Source organism: Thermodesulfobacteriota bacterium (genome assembly GCA_040754335.1).
GTDB lineage: Bacteria > Desulfobacterota_D > UBA1144 > Nemesobacterales > UBA2774 > 2-12-FULL-53-21.
The window spans coordinates 1-24,770 of sequence record JBFMCV010000001.1 but is presented as its reverse complement, the minus strand read 5'-3'; the positions used below and the strand labels follow the sequence as shown (position 1 = coordinate 24,770).

The 24,770-nt window shown below is 54.4% G+C and carries 17 protein-coding genes and 1 tRNA gene; 3 read left to right on the top strand and 15 right to left on the bottom strand.

What is annotated here, in order from left to right; all coding sequences use genetic code 11:
- Positions 1-80: 80 nt before the first annotated feature.
- Entirely contained in the window at positions 81-977 is an 897-nt protein-coding gene (gene rpoH, locus AB1598_00090) for an RNA polymerase sigma factor RpoH (GenBank protein MEW6143397.1), read from the top strand.
- Positions 978-990: 13 nt separating this feature from the next.
- Here rpoH and alaS read toward each other — a convergent pair whose 3' ends face one another.
- The 3 genes from alaS to AB1598_00075 form a co-directional block, all read right to left on the bottom strand.
- Entirely contained in the window at positions 991-3,624 is a 2,634-nt protein-coding gene (gene alaS / locus AB1598_00085; protein ID MEW6143396.1) for an alanine--tRNA ligase, read from the bottom strand.
- A gap of 30 nt (positions 3,625-3,654) precedes the next feature.
- Positions 3,655-4,716 (bottom strand): 23S rRNA (adenine(2503)-C(2))-methyltransferase RlmN, encoded by a 1,062-nt coding sequence (gene rlmN, locus AB1598_00080; GenBank protein ID MEW6143395.1) that lies wholly within the window; start codon positions 4,714-4,716, stop codon positions 3,655-3,657.
- Positions 4,717-4,881: 165 nt separating this feature from the next.
- Entirely contained in the window at positions 4,882-5,874 is a 993-nt protein-coding gene (locus AB1598_00075; GenBank protein ID MEW6143394.1) for a PrsW family intramembrane metalloprotease, read from the bottom strand.
- Positions 5,875-6,099: 225 nt separating this feature from the next.
- Between AB1598_00075 and purL the strand changes: the two genes are divergently transcribed.
- A complete protein-coding gene (gene purL / locus AB1598_00070; protein MEW6143393.1) occupies positions 6,100-8,310 on the top strand; it encodes a phosphoribosylformylglycinamidine synthase subunit PurL in 2,211 nt (736 codons plus the stop codon).
- Complete coding sequence (gene purF / locus AB1598_00065; GenBank protein MEW6143392.1) at positions 8,297-9,715, top strand: amidophosphoribosyltransferase; 1,419 nt, start codon at positions 8,297-8,299, stop codon at positions 9,713-9,715. The genes purL and purF overlap by 14 nt, the downstream gene beginning before the upstream one ends.
- 307 nt (positions 9,716-10,022) lie before the next feature.
- On the opposite strand, the gene AB1598_00060 is transcribed toward purF, so the two are convergent.
- From AB1598_00060 to tuf, 12 genes are all read right to left on the bottom strand, one after another.
- A complete protein-coding gene (locus tag AB1598_00060; protein MEW6143391.1) occupies positions 10,023-12,710 on the bottom strand; it encodes a valine--tRNA ligase in 2,688 nt (895 codons plus the stop codon).
- Between the two features lie 102 nt (positions 12,711-12,812).
- A complete protein-coding gene (gene rpoC, locus AB1598_00055) occupies positions 12,813-16,898 on the bottom strand; it encodes a DNA-directed RNA polymerase subunit beta' (protein ID MEW6143390.1) in 4,086 nt (1,361 codons plus the stop codon).
- Between the two features lie 25 nt (positions 16,899-16,923).
- On the bottom strand, positions 16,924-21,036 hold the full coding sequence (rpoB, locus tag AB1598_00050; protein MEW6143389.1) for a DNA-directed RNA polymerase subunit beta: 4,113 nt from the start codon (positions 21,034-21,036) through the stop codon (positions 16,924-16,926).
- A gap of 246 nt (positions 21,037-21,282) precedes the next feature.
- Positions 21,283-21,678 (bottom strand): 50S ribosomal protein L7/L12, encoded by a 396-nt coding sequence (gene rplL / locus AB1598_00045; protein MEW6143388.1) that lies wholly within the window; start codon positions 21,676-21,678, stop codon positions 21,283-21,285.
- Positions 21,679-21,734: 56 nt separating this feature from the next.
- Positions 21,735-22,265 (bottom strand): 50S ribosomal protein L10, encoded by a 531-nt coding sequence (gene rplJ, locus AB1598_00040; GenBank protein ID MEW6143387.1) that lies wholly within the window; start codon positions 22,263-22,265, stop codon positions 21,735-21,737.
- Between the two features lie 74 nt (positions 22,266-22,339).
- Positions 22,340-23,065: a 50S ribosomal protein L1 gene (rplA, locus tag AB1598_00035; protein ID MEW6143386.1), complete on the bottom strand. Its 726-nt coding sequence runs from the start codon at positions 23,063-23,065 to the stop codon at positions 22,340-22,342.
- Between the two features lie 93 nt (positions 23,066-23,158).
- The gene (rplK, locus tag AB1598_00030; GenBank protein MEW6143385.1) at positions 23,159-23,575 is read right to left on the bottom strand and encodes a 50S ribosomal protein L11; all 417 of its coding nucleotides are present in this window, start codon (positions 23,573-23,575) and stop codon (positions 23,159-23,161) included.
- A gap of 1 nt (position 23,576) precedes the next feature.
- Positions 23,577-24,134: a transcription termination/antitermination protein NusG gene (nusG, locus tag AB1598_00025; protein ID MEW6143384.1), complete on the bottom strand. Its 558-nt coding sequence runs from the start codon at positions 24,132-24,134 to the stop codon at positions 23,577-23,579.
- 26 nt (positions 24,135-24,160) lie between these two features.
- Complete coding sequence (gene secE / locus AB1598_00020) at positions 24,161-24,364, bottom strand: preprotein translocase subunit SecE (protein MEW6143383.1); 204 nt, start codon at positions 24,362-24,364, stop codon at positions 24,161-24,163.
- A gap of 15 nt (positions 24,365-24,379) precedes the next feature.
- Positions 24,380-24,453, bottom strand: a tRNA-Trp gene (locus tag AB1598_00015).
- A gap of 20 nt (positions 24,454-24,473) precedes the next feature.
- On the bottom strand, positions 24,474-24,632 hold the full coding sequence (gene rpmG, locus AB1598_00010) for a 50S ribosomal protein L33 (protein MEW6143382.1): 159 nt from the start codon (positions 24,630-24,632) through the stop codon (positions 24,474-24,476).
- Between the two features lie 9 nt (positions 24,633-24,641).
- Positions 24,642-24,770, bottom strand: a 129-nt coding sequence (tuf, locus tag AB1598_00005; GenBank protein ID MEW6143381.1) for an elongation factor Tu, incomplete at its 5' end; no start/stop codon positions are given.

Genomic DNA, 24,770 nt, shown 5'->3' with positions numbered 1-24,770 from the left:
AGCTGACTAAATCGTTTATTGATAAGCACTGCCCGCAAACGTATACTAAATTAATACTTCTCGATAGATAAGCTGGCCAAATGTCTCAGGATCAAGAAAAAAAGAAAGAAAAGAAGCACGCGACCACACTCCTCCCAGCCCCTACTACGTCCCTCCACAGATACATCGCGGAGATAAGCAATTACCCCGTCCTCAGCCGGGAGGAAGAGTACAAGCTCGCCAAAAAGTACAGGGACGAGGGCGACCTCGACGCCGCCCGCAAGCTCGTCACGTCCAACCTGAAATTCGTCGTCAGGGTGGCGAACGAATACAAGAACTACGGGTTCAGCACTATGGACATCATACAGGAGGGGAACGTCGGGCTCATGCACGCGGTAAAGGGGTTCGACCCGACCAAGGGCTACCGCCTGATCTCCTACGCCGTCTGGTGGATCAGGGCGTACATACAGAACTACATAATAAAGAGCTGGAGCCTCGTCAAGGTAGGCACGACGCAAGCCCAGCGGAAGCTCTTCTACAAGCTCCGCTCGACGAAAAAAGAGCTCGAGATGGGCGGCGAGGCGCTGAGCTCAGAAGACTACAGGGAGCTCGCCGAAAGGCTCAACGTGCCGGACGAAGCGGTGATCGAGATGGAGCAGAGGATGGGCGGCAAGGACCTGTCGCTTGACGTGGGGCTTACGGACGAGCGGGACGCCTCGCACCTCGACTTCCTCACTGGAGGGGAAGCCACACAGGAAGAGCTGCTGACGAAGGCCCAAGAGGAAGAGAGGGTGAGGAGCGGAATGGCCGTCGCCCTCAAAACGCTTAAGGAGAGGGAAAGGTACATCATAGAGAAGCGGGTGCTCGCCGATAAGCCTCTCACGCTCGAAGAGCTCGGCAGCAAATTCAATATATCGAGAGAGCGAGTCAGACAGATAGAGAGCGCGGCGCTTAAGAAGATAAAGGACGTACTCGCTGAGAGGGGAATAAGTAAGTAAGCGGATTCGCGGATCAGGCCGCGGCCAGGATCTCGAAGACCTTCTCCAGCGCCTCGGGGAGCTTCTCGGGGTTGTTCCCGCCCGCCTGAGCCATGTCGGGCCTGCCCCCGCCCTTCCCGCCTATCACGGGCGCAAGCTCCTTCACGATATTGCCCGAGTGGTATTTCTTGTGGAGGTCGCTCGTAACGCCGACGAGCAGATACGCCTTGCCGTCGTCCCTGGTGCCCAGCACGGCGATCCCCGAGCTGAGCTTCGACCTCACATCGTCCCAGACCTTCCTCAACTGGTCGGGGTCGGCGTCCGGTATCTCTACCGACAGCACGTTGAGCCCGTTCACGTTCTTTACGCTCTCCATGATGTCCCCTGTCCTCTCGCTGAGCATCCTGCTCTTGACGGTCTCGAGCTCTTTCCTGATCGCCTCGTTCTCCTCGACGAGCTTCCCTATCCTGGGTATTACGTCAGATTCCGGGACCCTCAGTATGCGGGAGGCCTCGGCGAGCTTTTCCTCAATGCCCCTCACGAAGTTCCATGCGGACTCGCCCGATACGGCCTCTATGCGTCTCACGCCCGCGGCCGATGCGGTCTCGGAAACTATCTTGAACAGCCCGGCCTCTCCGGCCGATTCGAGGTGAGTCCCGCCGCAGAGCTCCTTGCTGTAATCCCCTATGCTCACGACCCTCACCCTGTCCCCGTACTTCTCCTGGAAGAACGCCATCGCGCCCCTTTTCATTGCCTCGTCGTAGGGGACGTCAGGCTCCGTGACGACCCTGTCGTCCCACCTTATCCTTTCGTTGATGATGTCTTCGATCTTCCTCAGCTCCTTCTCGTCTACGGATGAATGGTGAGTGAAATCGAACCTGAGCCTCCCGGGCGCAACGAGCGAGCCCGCCTGGCCCACGTGCTTTCCGAGCACTTCCCTGAGCACTGCGTGCAGGATGTGCGTAGTCGAATGGTGTGTCTCCGCCCCGTGCCTGAGCTTCTCGTTCACCCTGAGCGAGACTTCGTCCCCGACCCATAGAGAGCCTTTCTTTATCACCGCGTGATGAACGATTATATTGGGGAGAGGCTTCTTCGTGTCGACGACTTCGGCCGTGCCGCTCTCGCCCTCCATTATCCCCTTGTCGCCGACCTGTCCTCCCGACTCTCCGTAGAATGGCGTCTTGTCCGTTATGATGTCGACTTTATCACCCTGGGCCGCGCTATCGACCAATACGCCATCTTTGACTATCGCGGTTATTCTTCCCGTATCGCGGGTCTTACTGTATCCTGTGAACGTAACGGTGAGCCCGCCCGAGACGAAATCTTTATAGTGAGGCTCGAGGCCCTCTTCGCCTGCCCCTTTCCATGCCTTCCTCGACTTCTCCCTCTGCCTCTCCATCTCCCTGTCGAACCCCTCGTAATCGAGCGTGAGCCCGCGCTCCCGCGCGATGTCCTGCGTGAGGTCTACAGGGAATCCGAACGTGTCGTATAACTTGAAGACCACCTCTCCGGGAAGGACATTCTCCGCCTCCCTCTTTTCGATCTCCGCGTTGAGCAGCTCGAGGCCCCTGTCTATAGTTTCGAAGAAACGCTCTTCTTCGTTCCTGACGACCTCGGCAACGAAGCCGATCCTCTCGTCGAGCTCCGGATAAGCGTCCCGCATTATATCCCTGACCTTGCCCGTAACCCTGTAAAGACAAGGCTCCTCTATACCGAGCTTCTTTGCATGCCGGACGGCGCGTCTGAGTATCCTCCTCAGCACGTAGCCCCTGCCCTCATTGGACGGGAATACGCCGTCCGATATGAGGAACGTGACCGCGCGCGCGTGGTCGGCCATAACCCTCATGGATACGTCGGTCGACGGATCTCCCCCGTACCGCTTCCCGGCTATTTCTTCCACGCTTGAAATTATCCCCCTCAAGAGGTCTGTATCGTAGTTGCTCTTCACGCCCTGGAGCACGGCCGTGATCCTCTCGAGCCCCATGCCCGTGTCTATGCTCGGGTTTGGCAGCGGATTGAGCCTGCCCGACTTGTCCCTGTCGTACTGCATAAATACGAGGTTCCATAGCTCGAGGAACCTGTCGCAGTCGCACCCTACCGCGCAGTCCGGCTTCCCGCAGCCGAAACCGTCTCCCTGGTCTATTATTATCTCGGAGCACGGGCCGCAGGGGCCTGTCTCCCCCATCGCCCAGAAATTATCTTTCTCACCCAGCCTGACGATTCTATCGGCAGGAAGCCCGACGACTTTCCGCCACAGCTCAGCTGCCTCGTCGTCCTCCGTGAATACCGTCACCCATAGCCTGTCCTCGGGGAGCCTGAAGACAACGGTGATAAGCTCCCAGGCGAACTCTATGGCCTCCTTCTTGAAATAATCCCCGAACGAGAAATTGCCGAGCATCTCGAAAAACGTATGATGCCTCGACGTGTAGCCGACGTTCTCCAAGTCGTTATGCTTCCCGCCGGCCCTGACGCATTTCTGGGAGGACGCGGCCCTCTTGTAATCCCTCTTGTCGAGCCCGAGGAACACGTCTTTGAACTGGACCATACCTGCGTTAGTGAAAAGGAGCGTCGGGTCGTTCTTGGGAATAAGCGAAGAGCTCTTCACGACCGTATGGCCCTTGCCCACAAAATACTCGAGAAACCTGTTTCTTATTTCCGAACCTGTCATATGACCGAGATTCCCGTGTTTGTTTTAACCTTATAAAACCGCCTGAGCCGAGACTTTAATGTTCTTTATTTTCCTGACCGGGTATTCGGCGGCAAGCTGACCGCATGCCCCCAGGATATCCCGCCCCCTGCTCTTCCTTATCCTGACGTTCAACCCGAACGACACCAGTATCTCCTGGAAACGGAGCACCCTCTCACGAGTCGGCGAGCGGTAAGGCAGAGGACCAGCCTCGTTGAAGGGAATGAGGTTCACTTTGCAATTTATACCGGATAGCAGGTGTCCCAGGTCGTAAGCGTCCCTGTCGGAATCGTTGACCTTGCTCAAAAGGACATACTCGAACATGAGCGCTTTCCTCGGGGGCACGGGGAATTTCACGCTCGCCTTGATGAGCTCCTTTATCGGATACCTTTTATTTATAGGCATAATGACGTCCCTCAATTCGTCCCGCGGCGCGTTGAGCGACACGGCCAGGTTGACGGAGACCTGCTCGCCAAGCTCTTTTATTTTCGGAACGATGCCCGAAGTAGAAACCGTTATCCTCCTGGGCGAGAGACCGAGGAAATTCTCGTCCGTCATGGTCTTGAGCGCCCTCACGAGGTTCTCAAGGTTGTCCAGCGGCTCCCCCATTCCCATAAATACGATATTGGTGACAGAGCCGCCCGTCAGGCGGTTGACGAGCATGTATTGATCTATAATTTCGGAAGGAGTCAGGTTCCTTATTTTCCCGATCGTGCCGGTGAGGCAGAACGTGCACCCCAGCGCGCATCCGACCTGTGAAGATATGCAGAGCGTGTGCCTCCCCTTGTCGGGAATCAGAACACTCTCTATCTGCTTGCCGTCGAGGAGTCTGAAAAGGAACTTCCTCGTGCCGTCGGCCGATACCTGCTCTTCCGCTATCTCCATCGAATCTCCCGCTGAGAATGTGCTCTTGAGCAGCTCTCTAGTGCCCTTGGAGAGATCCGTCATTTCGTCGAACGACAGGGCACCCTTTCTGTAAAGCCATTTGCCGATCTGGCGGGCGCGGAACGGCTCTAATCCATTATCCGTAATGAATTTTTCTAATTCCACCGGACTCAAATCCTTGATGTTCATTTCTTCTTTCTATCTCTTCTTTATATCGTTAAACCCGTGATTTTATTATCCAAGTAAGGATACAGGGGGCATAAAATTTATACAATAGGCGGAACCCTTAAAAACGGCATGACGGAGCAATACGATTTCAGGGGGGGAAACCGGCAAATCGAAAAAAAAACGTAACTAAGTCGCGGCCTTTTCCTGTTGTAATTGCTGCAATAGGTCGGCGAACCTCTTGAGCTCCACCCTGAGCTCGACTATCTCCTTCTGGAGGGCGGCCTGCCGGCTGCCCTCAGATTTGTAATAAGATGTTTTGCGTAAGGCGAGCCTGCTTACGAGCGAGAGGTATTTGTCCTTATTCAGATACTCGGGGAACCAGCCCCCCTTCCTCATCGCCCTGTAGGACATCAATATCTTTCTATGATCGGCGGGCAGGACACCCAGGTCGAACTCCTCTACGAGGACCACTTCCCGCTGCTTCCTCTCTCCGAGAATCCCCTTCACGAAAATCACGAATATGAAAACGATATAAACGAAAAGGATGATAACCGCAAGTCCCCAGTAGGCCTCAACCCTCGACGTGACGAGGAAGTTCCACGTGGCGTGTAGGAACACGGCCAGTAGATAAAATCCGCCCACGGACAGCCAGGCGTTTTTCCCTCCGTCCTTCAGTTTGCTTATTCCGGCGCCGAACGTGGCGCTCGCCGCGCAGTGCATGTTCGCCGTCATCATGCTCCTCACGAAGAGGAGGTTCAGCCACTCGTAGCCGGGCGAATTACCGGCGAACTGGGTGAAGTACATGAAATTCTCCGTCATGCCGAACCCGAGACCGGAGGCGGCGCCGTAAACGAGACCGTCTGTTACGTTATCGAAATGCCTGTACCTGAGGAGGAAGAAAACTATGAGACCCTTCATGAATTCCTCTATGAAAGGGGCCAGGACCACGGCCGGAAAATCGAACCCGGTACTGTTCACGAAGCCCCCCAGCATCCTTATTCCGGCTTCAGTACCGAGTATGGAAAAGGCAATCGCCCCGAGACCGCCCCAGAGGAAAGACGCGAACACGTATTTGAGCGGCTCCCTGTCGTACTGGTCGACCCACCAGATGAAAAAGAGCAGCGCCACCATGGGGGCGACAGCCACTATCAATGAAACGAAAATGATCGCGTGGTCCATAAATTGATAATCATATTAGTGTCTAATAACCGTGATTGCAAGGACTCCCGGTGCGCCGTAATGCAATATCTTAACAAAAACGGATGGATGTGATCCATCGATTTTGACAACGGCGAAAATGATGTCAAATTAAATTATCCCGCAGATATAGGTAGTTCGAAGCACATCCGGTGATTAGACCCCTAATAACTGGTATATTAACTTATAGAGAGTGATAGAGACTAAATGTCCGACCTGAAAACCGCTCTTGACCACGGGCTGACCGAAGAAGAATACAAAAAGATAGTGGATACACTCGGCAGGGAGCCCAATATCACCGAGCTCGGCATCCTAGCCGCCATGTGGTCCGAACACTGCTCCTACAAAAGCTCGAGAGTCCACCTGAGAAAATTCCCCACGTCGGGCGAAGTGGTCATACAGGGCCCCGGGGAGAACGCCGGCATTATAGATATCGGCGACGGGCAATGCGCCGTTTTCAAGATGGAGAGCCATAACCACCCGTCGTTCATCGAGCCTTACCAGGGCGCAGCCACGGGAGTTGGAGGCATATTGCGGGACATATTCACGATGGGGGCGAGGCCTATCGCGGTACTGGATTCACTCAGGTTCGGCGACCCATCCCTGCCCAAGACAAAATACCTCGTGGGCGGGGTCGTATCGGGCATAGCGGGTTACGGGAACTGCATAGGGATACCGACCGTGGGCGGGGAGGTTTACTTCGACGAATGCTACAACGGCAACCCCCTCGTCAACGTATTCGCCCTCGGGATCACGAATAAGGACGAAATATTCAGGGGCTACGCAAAGGGACTGGGGAACCCTGTAATCTATGTCGGCTCTAAGACGGGAAGGGACGGCATACACGGCGCCGTAATGGCATCAGAGACATTCACCAAGGAAGCCGAGGAGAAAAGGCCCGCCGTTCAGGTGGGCGACCCGTTTACCGAAAAGCTCCTCCTCGAAGCCTGCCTCGAATTATTCAAGACGGGCGTCGTAGTGGGCATACAGGATATGGGGGCGGCAGGGCTCACGTCTTCTTCCACGGAGATGGCCGAGAGGGCAGGCACGGGCATAAGGATCGACATCGAGAAGGTGCCGAGGAGGGAAGAGTCCATGACGCCCTACGAGGTAATGCTCTCCGAATCGCAGGAGCGCATGCTCATCGTGCTCGAAAAAGGGAAAGAGGAAATAGCTGAAAAAATATTCAGGAAATGGGGGCTCGACTTCAGCGTCATCGGAGAGGTGACGGACTCGGGCAGGCTCGTCATCGCGGAAGAGGGAAAGACCGTCGCAGAGATACCGATAAGCCTCATCTCGGAAGAGGCGCCTGTTTACGACAGGCCCTTCAGCGAGCCCGCGTATATAAAAGAAACGAGGAATCTGGATCTATCCTCCATACCTGTCCCGAAGGACCTCAACATTGTGCTTTTGAAGCTCCTCTCCTCGCCCACGCTTGCGGAGAAGCGCTCCGTATGGGAGCAGTACGATTACATGGTCAGGACGAACACGGTCGTGCTCCCGGGCTCGGACGCTGCGGTCGTAAGGATAAAAGGCACTAAGAAAGCCCTCGCGATGACGGTCAACTGCAACTCCACATACTGTTACCTCGACCCTTACACGGGGGGAGCAATCGCGGTCGCCGAGAGCGCCAGGAACCTTGCCTGCTCGGGGGCGATACCGCTAGCTATCACCGACTGCCTAAATTTCGGGAGCCCGGAGGAGCCCGGAGTGATGTGGCAGTTCAAACGGGCGATAGAGGGCATATCCGAGGCGGCGCTCAGCCTCAACACCCCTGTCGTGAGCGGGAACGTGAGCTTCTACAACCAGACGGGCCGTAAAGCCATATACCCGACGCCCGCGATCGGAATGGTAGGCCTCATTGCCGATGTCGAAAAGCATATAACACAGTGGTTTAAGGACGAAGGGGATACGATAGTCCTTTTAGGAGAAACGAAGGAAGAGCTGGGAGGGAGCGAGTATTTGAAGCAGGTCCGCGGCATAGTTGCGGGGGAGCCTCCGGTACTCGATCTCGAGGCGGAATCGAACCTTGTCCGGGCTTTGCTAGAAGCGGCGGATAGGGGTATAATTAAGTCGGCGCACGATCTTTCCGAGGGAGGGATAGCTCTTTCGCTCGCAGAATCCTGTTTCACCCCGGAATACACTTTAGGCATTGAGGTCGAACTGTCAGGCTCAATCAGAAGGGATGCACTCTTATTTTCGGAATCCCAGGCGAGAGCGGTCGTTTCACTCGACGAAAAAGACTTAGGAATCCTTAGAAAAATTTCGGAATCAAATAATGTACCCATGAGCGTAATTGGAACGGTCGGAGGGCAGGGGTTTTTAATAAAGGGATTGATAGATATTCCGGTATCGGAAGCCCGGAGAGCCTGGGCGGGGGGTTTCGAGAACAACCTTAAAAGCTATGCCAAAGCTTAAAGAAGAGTGCGGCGTATTCGGCATCTACGGTCATGTCGAGGCTTCAAACCTCACATACCTGGGGCTTCATGCGCTCCAGCACAGGGGACAGGAAAGCGCCGGCATCGTAACCTCTGACGGCGTAAACCTCCACAACCACCGCGCCATGGGTCTCGTCTCCGACATTTTCACGGAAGACATACTATCGCACCTCACGGGGCAGAACGCGATCGGGCACGTGCGCTACTCGACCACGGGCTCGAGCCAGGCGAAGAACATGCAGCCCATCGTCATCAACTATTTCCGCGGGGCCCTCGCCATTGCGCATAACGGCAACCTGACTAACGCGAGGACATTGAGAGAAGAGCTCGAAGCCGAAGGCGCGATATTCCAGTCCACGACGGACACAGAAGTCATCGTACATTTAATCGCGAAATCGAAAGAAGAGACCCTCCTCCAGAGGATCGTAGAAGCCCTTGCCAAGTGCAAGGGGGCCTATTCGCTCCTCTTCCTCACGCCCGAAGCCATGATAGCAGTGAGGGACCCCTACGGGTTCAGGCCTCTCGTCATGGGCAAGCTCGGGGACTCGGTCGTGTTCGCGTCCGAGACCTGCGCTTTCGATCTCATAGAGGCCGAGTTTGTCAGGGAGATAGAGCCGGGCGAGATAGTCGTAGTGAATGAAAACGGCACCGAGTCGTTCAAGCCCTTCCCGGAGGCCAGGCACGCATACTGCGTATTCGAATACATCTATTTCGCGAGGCCCGACAGCTTCCAGACGGGAAGGAACGTGTACCAGGTGAGGAGGGCACTAGGAAAGCAGCTCGCAATAGAGCAGCCAGCCGACGCGGATATAATCGTCGCTGTCCCTGATTCCGGTGTGCCCGCGGCCATGGGGTTCTCCGAGGAATCCGGGCTCCCGCTCGAATTGGGGCTACTTAGGAGCCACTACGTAGGGAGGACGTTCATAGAGCCCCAGCAGTCGATAAGGAACTTCGGCGTTAGGCTCAAGCTGAACGCGATAAAGGAAGTGCTCGAAGGCAAAAGGGTCGTGATAGTGGACGACTCTATAGTGAGGGGGACAACGTCGAGGAAGATAGTGAAGATGGTGCGCGCGGCCGGAGCGAAGGAAGTACATATGAGAATAAGCTCGCCCCCGACGAAGTTCTCGTGCTATTACGGCATAGACACGCCGCTCAAGGAAGAGTTGATCGCCAATTCTTTGGATATTGACGAGATAAGAAAGTACATAACATCCGATTCACTGGGTTATTTAAGCCTCGAAGGCGTAATGAAGGCGGTCGACGACACCAAGAAGATGAACGGCACAGAGAGCTTCTGCAACGCCTGCTTCTCCGGCAGATACCCCGTCGAGCTAACCGACCTCAAGAAGACCAAACAAAAACAGTTGGGCCTTTTCGGGGAGTGACACAGCTGAAAAATACTCATATTATCTTACCAGCACAGGTTTCTACTCTCTGAATAGATTATCTATTTGACCCTCTTTCTTTAGCATGTTGTCGTCATTATAATAAAGCGCTATCGTCATGATATGGCAAACCTTCAAATTAAAAACACCCCCGACGCCTTGCACAAGCGCCTCAAAATGAGGGCAAAAAAGCACAACTGCGCTATGAGCAAGATTGTGCTCGACGCGATGGAGCGGGAGCTTGAAAGGCGCTAATGGCTTTTGCGGGTAGCGAGAAAATCCAAGACAGATTTGAGTGATTTATAATCTAACCTATCTCGCTCAGCTTGTTGAGCACGTCTTCCATCTTCTTTATCTGAAAGGATAGCTCCTCGAAGATTGCGCGCTCTTTCTGGACGACCTCTTCGGGGGCGCGTTCGAGGAATTCGGGGTTGGAGAGCTTCTTTTCGGTTCGTTCAAGGTCTTTGGAAATCTTGCCTATCTCTTTCTTTATCCTCTCGGTCTCTTTCCCGACATCGATGAGCCCTTCGACTGGGAGGAATATCTCGACGCCCGGTATGACTTGGGCGATTGCCTTTTTAGGCTTGTCTTTCTTCGCGATCTCGAACCCGGAGAGTGACGCAAGGCTGAGTATGAAGCCCCTGTTGGCCTCTATCTGCTTACGCGCCTTCGCGCTCTCGGGAAGAAGCACGACGCTCACCTTCTCGGACGGGTGGAGCCCGATCACTGCCCGGAGGTTCCTTATCCCGACGACGATCTCCTTCATAAGCTCGACCTCGTCGTGCTCGTCGCGGAAGATCTGGGTTTCGTTACATTCGGGGAACGAGCTTACCACTATGCTCTCCGCAGCGCCGCCGTCGACGGCGTTAAGTTCAACCCCGAACACGCGGAGCCTCTGGTAGAGCTCTTCCGATATGAAGGGGGCAATCGGGTGAAGCAATTGTAATGCGGTCTTGAGCACACGCACGAGGACGCCCTTCGTCCTTTGCTTCCCTTGTGGGTCGTCCCCGTATAGCACAGGCTTTACAGACTCTATATACCAGTCGCAGTATTCCGACCAGAAGAACTTGTATATGGCACCCGCCGCCTTGTCGAATTCATAGCCCTCGAACGAGTCGCCCACCTCTTTTACAGTTTCGTTCAGCTTCATGAGTATCCACTTATCGTACGTGGAAAGCTCGTCGTCTGGAATTTTTACGCTGTCGTCGTATTCCCCGAGGTTCATTATGAGGAAGCGGGAGGCGTTCCATATCTTGTTTATGAAGTTCCTGTAGCCCTGAATGACTGGCATGGAGAGCTTTATGTCCCTCCCCTGAGTGGCGAGAGCGGTCAGGCTGAACCTCAAGGCGTCGGCCCCGTTTTCTTCTATCACGTCGAGGGGGTCTATGACGTTCCCGCGGGTCTTGCTCATCTTGTGCCCTTTTTCGTCCCTAATGAGCCCGTGTATGTAGACTTCCCTGAACGGCACCTCACCCATAAAGTGGAGTCCCTGCATGATCATGCGCGCGACCCAGAAGAAGATTATGTCGAACCCCGTGACGAGTACGCTCGTCGGATAGTATCTCTTGAGCTCGGGTGTTTCTTCGGGCCACCCGAGCGTCGAGAACGGCCAGAGCCCGGACGAGAACCACGTATCGAGGACGTCAGGGTCCCTCTTCAATTCCGTTTCCTTTCCGTAATGCTCTTTCGCAGCCTTCTGCGCCTCTTCTTCCGTAAGAGCGACGAATATCTCCCCATCGGGCGCGTACCAGGCCGGTATCTGATGACCCCACCAGAGCTGGCGGGATATGCACCAGGGCTCTATTTTCTTAAGCCACTCGAAATAAGTGCTCTCCCAGTATTTAGGGACGAACCTTATCCTCCCTTCCTCCACGGCCTTTATCGCGGGCACAGCGAGGGTCGCCGCGTCAACGTACCACTGGTCCGTGAGCCAGGGCTCGACCACCGCGCCCGACCTGTCTCCGTATGGGACCGTGTGCCGGGTATCTTCCACCTTGTCGAGTAAGCCGAGAGCCTCCATGTCCTCAATCACGCGCTTCCTCGCCTCGAACCTGTCGAGCCCCCTGTATTTAGCGGGGGCGTTGTCGTTAAGGCGGGCGGTCTCGTCGAATATGTTTATCATCGGGAGGCCGTGCCGACGCCCGACCTCGAAGTCGTTGAAGTCGTGGGCCGGGGTGATCTTCACCGCCCCCGTCCCCTTCTCGGGGTCGCTGTATTCGTCCGCGATTATCGGTATGGGCCTCTCGGCAAGCGGGAGAACCGCGTTCTTCCCGACGAGGTGCTTGTAACGCGCATCGTCCGGATGCACAGCGACGGCGGTGTCGCCGAGCATCGTCTCGGGCCTCGTTGTTGCGACCGTTATGAATTCGTTCTTTCTGCCCTCGATAGGATATTTGAAATGCCAGAAATGCCCCGATACCTCGCGCTGGTCGACCTCGAGATCGGAGATCGCCGTGCAGAGCTTCGGGTCCCAGTTGACGAGCCTCTTGTCCTTGTATATGAGCTTCTCATTGTAGAGGTCGACGAATACCTTCCTCACCGCGTGAGAAAGCCCTTCGTCCATGGTGAACCGCTCCATTTCCCAATCCGGGAGAGCGCCCAGGCGCCTTAACTGGCGCGTGATCGTATCGCCCGACTCCTCCTTCCACTTCCAGACCCGCTCGACGAAGGCGCCCCTGCCCATCTTCACCCTGGACGTGCCTTCCTTCTCGAGCTCGCGCTCCACCATCATCTGCGTCGCTATACCGGCGTGGTCTGTGCCGGGAACCCATAGGGCGTCCGACCCCTTCATCCTCTTCCAGCGTATGAGGATGTCCTGGAGCGTGTTGTTGAGAGCGTGTCCGATGTGGAGGGACCCCGTCACGTTCGGAGGAGGGATTACGATGGAATAAGGGGGTTTTTGACCCGACGACGTCGACGACTTATAGTAACCCTTTTCGATCCAGTCGGCGTACCACTTCTCTTCAACCTTCTTCGGATCATAGACCTTATCCATTTGGGTTTTATTTTCGTCAGGCATATCGGCTTAATGATTGAAAGAATAGAGATATCGGGCCCGGGAGCGGTGAGGCTCCCCGACCCGGTTTATTCGCAATTGTTATTCTTCGTCCGCTGAAGCGGCCGCGGGCACGGGCACTTCGAGAACGGGCACTTCGACGTCTATGTTCCTGTAAATCGGGAGTCCCGTACCTGCAGGTATCAGCCTTCCCATGATCACGTTTTCCTTGAGGCCCCTGAGACCGTCTTCCTTGCCTTCGCAGGCTGCCTCGGTGAGAACCCTCGTGGTCTCCTGGAACGATGCGGCCGAGAGCCAGCTGTCCGTGCTGAGCGACGCCCTGGTTATGCCGAGGAGGAGCGGCTCCGCAGACGCGGGTCTTCCGCCCTGCGCGACAACCCTCTCGTTCTCCTCGAAGAAGATGTGCTTTTCGATCGCCTCTCCGACGAGCATTATGGTGTCGCCCGGGTCTTTTATCCTTACCCTCTTCAGCATCTGCCTCACTATGGCCTCGATGTGCTTGTCGTTAATCTTGACGCCCTGGAGCCTGTAGACCTCCTGTATCTCGTCTACTAGGTACCTCGTAAGCGCCCTTTCGCCCCGAATCCTGAGTATGTCGTGCGGGTTGACGGAGCCGTCGACGAGCTGGTCCCCTGAAGCCACCTGCTCGCCTTCCCTGACGAGCACGTGCTTTCCTCTCGGTACCAGGTATTCCTTGGGCTCGCCGATCTCGGGCGTTACGACCACCCGCCTCTTACCCTTGAGGTCCTTTCCGTAGCTGACTATACCGTCGATCTCCGTAACGACCGCAGGGTCTTTGGGCATCCTCGCCTCGAAGAGCTCGGCTACCCTGGGGAGACCTCCAGTGATGTCTTTCGTTTTCGCGGTCGCTCTCGCGATCTTAGCGACTATTCCGCCCGCGCTCACCTCGTCGCCTTCGTTCACCTCGATGATCGCCCCTATCGGAAGGGAGTACTGTATGCTCCTTCCGTCCTCGGTCGTGATAACGAGACCCGGGTGGAGGTCGAGGTTCTTGGATTCGATTACAACCTTTTTATAAATACCCGTTACTTCGTCTACCTGTTCCTTAAGAGTTATACCCTGCTCGAGGTCTACGAACCCGACCTTTCCGTCGAATTCGGAAATGAACGGGGTCGTGTAAGGGTCCCACTCCGCCAGGAGCTGACCTTCCTTGACCCTCTCGCCTTCGTTTATTTTCAGCCTGGCTCCGAGCGCGAGCGGATAACGCTCCCTCTCGTAGCCCTTATCGTCGACTATGATCAGCGTGCCGGTGCGGTTAATGACGACGAGGCTCCCGTCCTTGCTCTTTACGGTCCTCACCGTGCTGAATTTAACCGTGCCTTCGTGGGTCGACTCGAGCGTGCTTTCGGCAGCCCTCTGACTCGCGGCGCCTCCGATGTGGAACGTTCTCATGGTGAGCTGCGTCCCAGGCTCGCCGATCGACTGGGCGGCTATGATACCGACCGCCTCCCCTATGTTGACTAGCTTACCCGTCGCGAGGTTCCTGCCGTAACAGAGCACGCACACGCCTATCCGCGTCTCGCACGTCAATACAGACCTTATTTTTACTTCAGTGATGCTGCCGGCTTCGTCTATTTTGGACGCAGCCTGCTCGTCGATTTCCTCGTTGGCAGCGACTATCACCTCTCCGCTTACCGGGTCGATTATATCGTCGACGGTAACCCTTCCGAGCACCCTTTCGCCCACCCTTTCTATGATCTCACCGCCCTCGACGAGGTCGCTGACCGTGATGCCCTCGACCGTACCGCAGTCGAATTCTTTTATCATCACGTCCTGAGCGACGTCGATGAGCCTCCTCGTCAGATAACCGGCGTTCGCGGTCTTGAGCGCGGTGTCGGCGAGACCCTTCCTCGCGCCGTGCGTCGAAATGAAGTACTGAAGAACCGTCAGCCCTTCGCGGAAGTTGGACGTAATGGGCGTCTCTATGATTTCCCCCGAAGGCTTCGCCATGAGTCCCCTCATACCGGCGAGCTGCCTGACCTGGGTCTGGCTGCCCCTCGCGCCTGAATCTATCATCATGTATATGGGGTTTGAGCTCGTCCCTCTCCTTACGTTTCCTTCCTTGTCGATGACCTCTTCGTACGAGATATCCCTCATCATTTCCTGGGCGACTTCGTCGCTCGTACGCGCCCAGATGTCTATAACCTTGTTGTACCTCTCGCCGTCCGTGATGAGACCCTGGGAGTACTGGTTCTGTACCTTGACCACCTCGTCCTGCGCTTTCTGGAGCAGGTCCCTCTTCTTCTCCGGGATGCTCATGTCGTCGATCGAGATGGATATTCCGGCTCTCGTCGAATACTTGAACCCGAGCGTCCTCATCCTGTCGGCCAGAATCACGGTGTTCTTTCCGCCCGCCATCCTGAAACAGGTATCGACGAGCTCTTCAATGGCCCTCTTGGTCATGACCCTGTTTACGAGCTCGAAGGGTATGTCCTTGGGCATGATATCGTAGAGGAGCACGCGTCCGGCCGTGGTCTCGTAAAGCTTGCCTTTCACGCGCACCTTTATCTTTGCGTGTATGCCGATCTCCCCGGAATCGTAGGCCATCTGGACCTCGTCTATGCTCGAGAAAATCTTGCCGTCCCCCTTGTCGTAGGCCATGTCTCTCGTCATGTAGTAGATGCCGAGGACTATGTCCTGGGTAGGTAGAATTATCGGCTTCCCGTGGGCGGGGGAGAGAATGTTGTTAGTTGACATCACGAGCGCCCTGCACTCCGTCTGTGCCTCGACCGAAAGCGGTACGTGCACGGCCATCTGGTCGCCGTCGAAGTCCGCGTTATAGGCGGGGCATACGAGCGGGTGAATCTGAATGGCCTTATCCTCGATGAGTATGGGCTCGAACGCCTGAATGCTCAGGCGGTGGAGCGTAGGAGCGCGGTTGAGCAGCACGGGGTGCTCCTTGATCACCTCGTCGAGCGCGTCCCAGACTATCGGGGCCTCCTGTTCTACGAGTTTCTTTGCGATTTTTATCGTCGCGGCGGCTCCCCACTTTTCGAGCTTCTGGTATATGAAGGGCCTGAAAAGCTCGAGACCCATCTGCTTGGGTATTCCGCACTGGTGGAGCTTGAGCTCGGGGCCGACCGTGATGACCGAACGGCCGGAGTAGTCGACCCGCTTTCCTAGGAGGTTCTGCCTGAACCTTCCCTGCTTGCCCTTGATTATATCGGAGAGGCTCTTGAGCGGCCTGTGGTTGTGACCGAGCACCGGCCTTCCCCTGCGCCCGTTCTCAAGCAGCGCGTCCACCGACTCCTGGAGCATCCTCTTCTCGTTTCTTACGATTATATCGGGCGCTCCGAGCTCGAGTAATTTCTTGAGCCTGTTATTCCTGTTTATTACGCGCCTGTAGAGGTCGTTGAGGTCGGACGTCGCGAACCTGCCTCCGTCGAGCGGAACAAGCGGCCTGAGATCCGGCGGCAGAACGGGTATCCTCGTAAGGATCATCCACTCGGGGCGGTTCTTCGATTTCCTGAACGCCTCGCATATACGGAGCCTCTTCGCTATCCTCGCCCTTTTTATAGGGGAGGACGTGTTCTTCATTTCGTGCCTCAGCTGGTCCGAGAGCTCGACGAGGTCGATCTTCTTGAGCATCTCCCTTATCGTCTCCGCCCCCATTCCGACCTTGAAGCTGTGGCCGTACTCCTCGACGGCCTTCCTGTATTTATCCTCGCTCAGGACTTCCCCGAACTTGAGGTTCGTGCCTCCCGGATCGAGCACTACGTACGATTCGTAGTAAAGGGCCTTTTCCAGGTCCTTGAGCGTCATATCGAGCAGCATTCCTATTCTCGAAGGTATGCTCCTCAGAAACCATATGTGCGCTACCGGGGACGACAGCTCGATGTGGGCCATACGCTCCCTTCTGACCTTGGACGAGATTACCTCGACCCCGCATTTTTCGCAGGTTATGCCCCTGTGCTTGAGTCTCTTGTATTTTCCGCAAGTGCATTCGTAATCCTTGACCGGCCCGAATATCTTTGCGCAAAAAAGGCCGCTCCTTTCCGGCTTGAATGTCCTGTAATTGATTGTCTCCGGCTTTCTTACTTCTCCGTGCGACCATTCCTTGATCTTCTCAGGAGAAGCTATAGATATCTTTACCGCCGAGTACTCAGATGGATTCTTAGGTTTTTCAAAAAGGGTATCTACGTCCACGTTCACTCCCTCCCTAATCTTTTTTTCAATTCCTGCCCTGTTCTTCTTCCTCGAGAAGGTCGACGTCCAGAGCGAGCGCCTGGAGCTCCTTTTGAAGGACCTTGAACGACTCCGGCAGGCCCGGCTCGAAATTCATATCGCCCTTGACGATCGAATCAAAAATCCTGGTTCTGCCTATCACGTCGTCCGATTTTACTGTCAGAAATTCCTGCAGAGTGTACGAAGCCCCGTACGCTTCGAGCGCCCAGACCTCCATTTCCCCGAGGCGCTGGCCTCCGAAATGTGCCTTTCCGCCGAGCGGCTGCTGCGTGACGAGCGAGTACGGTCCGATCGCCCTAGCGTGGATCTTCTCCTCCACGAGGTGATGGAGCTTCAGCATGTACATAACGCCAACCGTTACTTTCTGGTCGAACGGCTCACCCGTCTGTCCGTCGAAGAGTATGGTCTTGCCGTCGTCCGGCAGGCCCGTCGCGGCCAGCATGTGCTTGATCTCTTCTTCCGACGCCCCGTCGAATACCGGGGACTTGACCGGTATGCCGCTCCGGAGCCTCCTGGCCACGGAAAGAACGTCGTCGTCATCCATCTTGTCGATCAGCTTTTCCGTGCCGGTGGATTTATATATCTCTTTCAGCTTCGCCTTCAATGCCTGGGGACTGAATTCCCTTTCCATTATCTCGTTTATCTGGTTGCCGAGCTCCTTTGCGGCCCAGCCCAGGTGAGTCTCCAATACCTGGCCGACGTTCATCCTGGAGGGCACGCCCAAAGGATTGAGTATCATGTCGACGGGCGTTCCGTCAGGCAGATAGGGCATATCCTCCTCGGCAAGAATCTTGGAGATTACACCCTTGTTCCCGTGCCTTCCGGCCATTTTATCTCCGACCTGGAGCTTCCTCTTTACGGCGATATTCACCTTTACCACCTTGAGGACGCCGGGCGGGAGCTCGTCGGGCTTGGTCAGCTTGGAGATCCTCTGATCGTAGACTACGTTAGTGAGGTCTATCTGTTCGAGCGTCCTTTCGATAATACGCTTTATCTCCGCCTCCGCCTCGTCTCCCCTTTCGATAGTTATATCGGCAAACTTCTCGAAGGGGATAGTCTTTAACACCTCTTCCGTTATCTTGTCCCCTTTCTTAAGGACGGTCTTCCTCGAAACCGTGAGCTTGGCGGAAGACGTCTTGCCGATAACAAGCGACTTGATACGCTCGAAAGCGTCGTCTTTCAATATCTTGATTTCGTCGTCCCTGTCCTGCTTGAGACGGGTTACCTCGAAATCCTCGATGCTCTTAGCCCTCTCGTCTTTATCGACGACCCTCGATATGAGCATCTTCACGTCTATTACCGTGCCGTAAATGCCGGGCGAGGCCCTGAGAGAAGTGTCCTTTACGTCCCCGGCCTTGTCTCCGAATATAGCCCTGAGCAGGCGCTCCTCGGGAGAGAGCTGAGTCTCGCCCTTGGGAGAGATCTTGCCGACGATTATGTCCCCGGGCTTCACTTCGGCGCCTATCCTGATTATTCCGCTCTCGTCGAGGTTCCTGAGAGCGTCTTCGCTGACGTTCGGTATGTCCCTCGTTATCTCTTCCCTTCCGAGCTTCGTTTCGCGGGCGATACACTCGACCTCCTCTATGTGTATGGAGGTGAACCTGTCTTCCTTGGCTAGCCTCTCGCTCATTAGGATTGCGTCTTCAAAGTTGTATCCGCCCCACGGCATGAAAGCCACTAGCACGTTCTGCCCTAAAGCGAGCTCGCCGAAGTCCGTGGAAGGCCCGTCGGCGATTACCTGGCCCGCCTTTATGCCCTGGCCCTTCGAGACTATGGGCTTCTGGTTCCAGCAGGTGCTCTGGTTGGATTTCTGAAATTTCAACAGGTTGTACATATCGACGCCGGCTTCCGATTCGGACGCGTCTCCAGTAGAGCTCACGACCACCCTCGCCGAATCTACGTATTCGACGATGCCGTCCCTCTTCGCGATTACGGTCACTCCCGAATCCTTGGCCACCGTGCTTTCGAAACCGGTGCCGACTATAGGGGAGTTCGTGCGTATGAGGGGGACCGCCTGGCGCTGCATGTTCGATCCCATAAGGGCTCTGTTCGCGTCGTCGTGCTCGAGAAACGGTATGAGCGAAGCGGAAACCGAAACGAGCTGAGAAGGGGAAACGTCCATGAGCTCCACCTTTTCACGCTCGACCATGAGGAACTCTCCGCTGTGTCTCGCCGAAATGAATTCCGACGTGAAATTGCCGTCCTTATCGAGTGGGGCGTTGGCCTGTGCGATAATGTATTTCTCTTCGGCAAGGGCGTTCATGTATACGATCTCGTCAGTAACCCTCGCGTTCTTTACGACCCTGTAAGGAGTTTGAATGAATCCGAATTCGTTGATCTTCCCGTACGTGCTGAGACTCGAAATGAGACCGATGTTCGGCCCCTCCGGGGTTTCGATCGGGCATATCCTTCCGTAGTGGGAAGAATGCACGTCCCTGACCTCGAACCCCGCCCTCTCCCTAGTGAGACCTCCCGGCCCGAGAGCGCTCAGCCTCCTCTTGTGCGTGATTTCAGAAAGGGGGTTGGTCTGGTCCATGAACTGCGAGAGCTGTCCCGTCGCGAAGAATTCCTTTACGACTGCTATCACGGTCTTCGGTATGAGCAGCTCGCTCGGCATGAGGTTCTCGACGGCCTGGTAGCCCATCTTCTCCTTTACGGAGCGCGCGAGCCTTTCGAGCCCGTGATAGAACCTGTCTTCGATAAGCTCCCCGACGGTACGCACCCTCCTGTTCCCCAGGTGGTCGATGTCGTCGGTAGTCCCCCTGCCGCCTCTAAGCGCCAAGAGGTATCTCACCGTCTCCATTATGTCTTCCCTGGTGAGCGTAGATACGTCGTCCGGGATGCCGTGGTTCAATTTGTAGTTTATTTTGAGCCGCCCGACCTGTGAGAGCCTGTAGGTATCCGGATTGAAAAACATGTTGTCGAAGAAAGACTCCGCCACGCTTAGCGTAGGCGGGTCGGTCGGTCTGAATTTCTTGTAGATCTCCGTTATAGAGTCTTCGCGTGTCTTGATCTTGTCCGCGAGTATGGTGTTCCTGAGAGAGGCTACGACGGACACGTTGTCTATGTAAAATATCCTGAATTCCGTAATGTCCGCTTTCTTGATCTGCTCGAGCTTCTGCTCGGTGATAAGCTCGTTAAAATTGACAATCACCTCGCCCGACTTCCTGTCCACTATATCGTCCGCCGCAAATTTGTCGGTCAGCTCGGAGGGATCGATCGGTATCCTCTCTATGTTCGCCCGCTTGAGCTTCTCGATAATATTCCTTACGAACCTCCTGCCTTTCTTCACCACAACCTCTTTCGTGGCCGGGTCTATGATGTCGGCGCTCGACCTCTGATAGGGGAGGACTTCGTGATTCACATTTTTGCTCATACCCTTGGGCTCTATATGAATGGTCTCGACAGGGTAGAAATAGTGCATTATCTCTCTTTCGTCATATCCGAGGGCTTTCAGCAGCACGGTCACGAGGAACTTCTTCTTCCTGTCTATCCTCACGTGGAGGATATCCTTCGAGTCGAACTCGAAATCTATCCACCTGCCGTCGTGCGGTACGATCCTGGCAGAAAAGGAAGACCTGCCGACGCCGCTGTCCTTGTTTCTTACCTGGTCGAAGAACACTCCCGGGGAACGGTGGAGCTGGTTGACGATCACCCTCTCGGTCCCGTTCACAATAAACGAGCCGTTAGGTGTCATGAGAGGTATTTCGCCGAAGTAAACTTCCTGTTCTTTAACGTCCCTGATTGTGCGCTCGGCGCCCGATTCGGTATCCCAGATTACAAGACGGAACGTCACGTAGAGGGGCGCCACATAGGTGTACCCCTTCAGCCTGCATTCCTGGGCCTCGTATTTGGGCCTGTCGAACCTGTACCCTATATATTCGAGAGAGGCTTTCTCGTTGTAATCCTCTATCGGAAACACCGTCTTGAACGCATTGTGAAGACCTATGTCCTTAAGGTCCTCCGGCTTCACGTCGGCTTGGAGAAATTCGTGGTAGGATTTGATTTGGACTTCGAGCAGGTGAGGTATTTCGAGAACAGATGGTAATTTGGAAAAGCTTTTTCTTAATTGATACGTTTCTAGACCATCAAGACTCAATGTGTCTTACCCCCCGTTATGTTATGTAAATCTCAAGCAAACAATTAAACAAAAATCCGCCTGTCGGCGGACATACCACCTCTGTCTAATTCCTAATCAAGCTTTCCGCTATAGAGACTCGGCTTTCTATCCGAAAAAAAAGACATATATTATGAGATAGAAACAAGATCGGAAAAAGGCTTCAAAAGTCAGATATACATATCCGCAATGTAAATATAATATTATACCTGACTTTTGGCCAAACGCTTAATTTACTTCTACTTGAGCGCCCGCTTCTTCAAGCTTTTTCTTAATATTTTCCGCTTCCTGTTTATCCACGCCTTCTTTTACAGGCTTGGGGGCTCCCTCGACCAGGTCTTTTGCTTCCTTAAGACCGAGCGACGTAACTTCCCTTACAGCTTTAATAACCTGGATCTTGTTCCCGCCTGCCGCTTTAAGAACCACTGTAAACTCGGTTTGTTCAGCCTGCTCCGCCTGGGCTTCGCCGCCTGCTCCGGCGCCGGGTACTGCAGCTACCGCTATCTGCGGAGCCGCCGCCTTGACATCGAATTTAACTTCGATCTCCTTGATCAACTCCGAAATTTCAAGCATGCTTGCCTTTTCGAGATACGTAAGAACGTCTGTCCTCGTGATGTCAGCCATGATTCAAAAAACCTCCTTGAATGAAATAAAAATGTTCTTTACTTTACTGTCCTTTTCTAATTATTTTCTTTTTCCTTAGAGTCCTTAACAGCGTTGAGCGCATATATCAGTTTGGACTGGAGCTGGTTGAGGGTCCCGAGGAAGTTGGAAACCGGGCTCTTCAGGAGTCCGAGGAACTGGGAGATAAGCTCCTGCCTCGAAGGGAGCTTCGAAAGGTCTGAAATCTGGCCCTCGCCTATGACGCTTCCCTCCACTATGCCGCCCTTTATCTTCAGGAGAGGCAACTTCTTCAACGATTCCACGAACACCTTGGCTACGGCCGTAGCGTCCTTCTCGCATATTGCGACTGCCGTAGGCCCCTCGAACAAATCGTTGATTTGTTCAATTTGCGTGTCTTTGGCGGCTATCCTGAGAAGGGTATTCTTAACGACCTTGAGCTCTGCGTCCGCCTTCCTGAGACTCGCCCGCAGGGATTCCAGTTCCTTTACAGTGAGCCCCTTGTACTCAACCACCATAACCGACGGGTTGGCTTTGAAAACATCGTTAAATTCCCGAACCAGCTCGTTCTTAGCCGCTTTACTCAGCATTTCTCTGCTCCTTAATCAATAACGATTTCGACAAGTCTTGCATGTAAACTCCCGCATTATTCCCGATCCCCGGCTTATGCCGCGATCTGCGCGCTCTTTAATTCATCTCTTACTTTTAAAATATCTACCTTTATCCCGGGCCCCATGGTATTGGACAGCGTAATCTTTCTCACGAACACGCCTTTCGACGAAGGCGGCTTCATCTTGAGGAGCGTGTCCATGAACACGAGGAAATTGTCCTTCAGTTTTCCCGTCCCGAAAGAAACCTTCCCTATAGGGGCATGCACCACACCGCCCTTGTCGTTCTTGACCTCTATCCTGCCTGCCTTGGCTTCCTTGACCGCCTGGGCAACATCGAACGTCACGGTGCCCACTTTGGGACTGGGCATGAGGCCTCTCGGTCCCAGTACCTTACCGAGCTTGGCGACTATGTTCATCACGTCGGGAGTTGCTATCGACACGTCGAATTCGAGCCAGTTCTCGCCCGAGATCTTTTCTATGAGGTCCTCGAGGCCCGCATAGTCTGCACCCGCTTCCCTTGCTTCCCTCTGCTTGTCGTCTTTGGCGAAAACGACCACCCTTATGTCCTTTCCTATGCCGTGAGGCAGCACCATACCGGCCCTGATCTGCTGGTTCGCCTGTCTCGGATCGATCCCGAGCGTAACCGCCACTTCGACGGTTTCGTCGAACTTGGCCGTCTTCGTCTCTTCGATAAGCCTGATGGCGTCATCAACTCCATAATTAACCTTGGCGTCGACTGCCTTCCTGACTTCCGTATATTTTTTCCCTTTCTTTACCATCTCTAATCTCCTCGCTGCCAAATCTCAAAATACACAGCCGACCACGGCCACGCCCCGGAAAATGAGAGGCGCCTCAGGCCTTACGGCGCCGGCCTATCCTACCTCTATCCCCATGCTCCTCGCGGTGCCCGATACTATCTTTACGGCCGCTTCCAGGTCATTTGTATTCAGATCCGGCATCTTGAGCCTCGCTATTTCCTCGACCTGCGACCTGGTCAATTTCGCAACCTTTTTCTTCAGAGCCTCACCCGATCCCTTTTCTATCTTCGCGGCCTTCTTGAGAAGGTACGAAACAGGCGGCGTTTTAACCTCGAAAGAGAAAGATTTATCCGAGTAAACCGTTACTACGACGGGAAGAACCCCTTCCGCCTTCTGCGTCTGTGCATTGAACGCCTTGCAAAATTCCATGATATTAACTCCCCTCTGACCGAGAGCCGGCCCTACCGGAGGGGACGGTGTAGCCTTGCCGGCTTCGACAAGGAGTTTCACGTATCCGTCTATTTTTTTCATGTTAAATCTTCTCCACTTGATTGAAATCGAGTTCTATCGGCGTCGTCCTTCCGAATATCGTCACAAGCACCTGTACCTTGGCCTTATCAGGTCTCACTTCCTCGATCACGCCCGAGAAATTGGCGAATGGCCCTTCTATCACCTTGACCGTCTCCCCTTTATCGAACGAGACCTTTGGCTTGGGCTTTAACGTGCCTTCCTCTATCTGCTGCTTTATCTTGAGCACTTCCTGCTCGGCTATGTCAGGCACCGAGTCGGGGTCGATCCTTCCGTCCTTCAGCTTGCCGCCCACGAAACCGATAACTTTAGGAATATTCCTGATAAAATGCCAGCTTTTGTCGTTGAGCTCCATTTTTATCAAAATATATCCTGGGAAGAATTTCCTGACCGAGGTCTTTTTCCTCCCGCCTTTGACCGGCTCTACTATGGTTTCGGTAGGAACCAGGACCTCAAAAACCAGGTCTTCGACGCCTTCCATTTTTGCCCTGTCTTCAATATAGGATTTAACTCTGTCTTCGAATCCCGTATTGGTATGAACCACGTACCATCTCTTAGCCATAGAAAACCATTATCTCCGTCGATCTCTTAACTGAGTATGAGCCTGATAACCCACGAGAATAAATAATCCACAACCCCTAAAAAAGAGGCGAATACAGCCGAAATCACAACGACAGCCAGAGTGGATTTCACAGTTTCCTGCCTTGACGGCCAGGTTATGCGCTTCGCCTCGCTCTCGATGTCCTTTGCGAACTGGGATGCATCCGTGCTCAGGTTTTTTAATCTGTCCATTAACGTTTCCTAATTCAGGGCAGGAGGGAATCGAACCCCCAACCGCTGGATTTGGAGTCCAGTGCTCTCCCTAATTGAGCTACTGCCCTATTCAGAATTTTATATAGACCTACTTCGTCTCTTTATGAACGTTATGCCGCTTACACCATTTGCAGTATTTCTTAAGCTCAATCTTTTCCTTGTTAGTCTGCTTGTTTTTGGTTGTCGAATAATTCCTTCTCTTGCATTCAACGCACGCAAGTGCAACGACTAGAATATTGTCACCCATAGCTCTCCACTACTCCACGATTTTAGTAACAACGCCAGCGCCTACTGTCCTTCCCCCTTCCCTTATCGCGAACCTCAACTGATCCTCTAACGCCACAGGCGCTATCAGCTCTACGTCCATATTAATATTGTCCCCAGG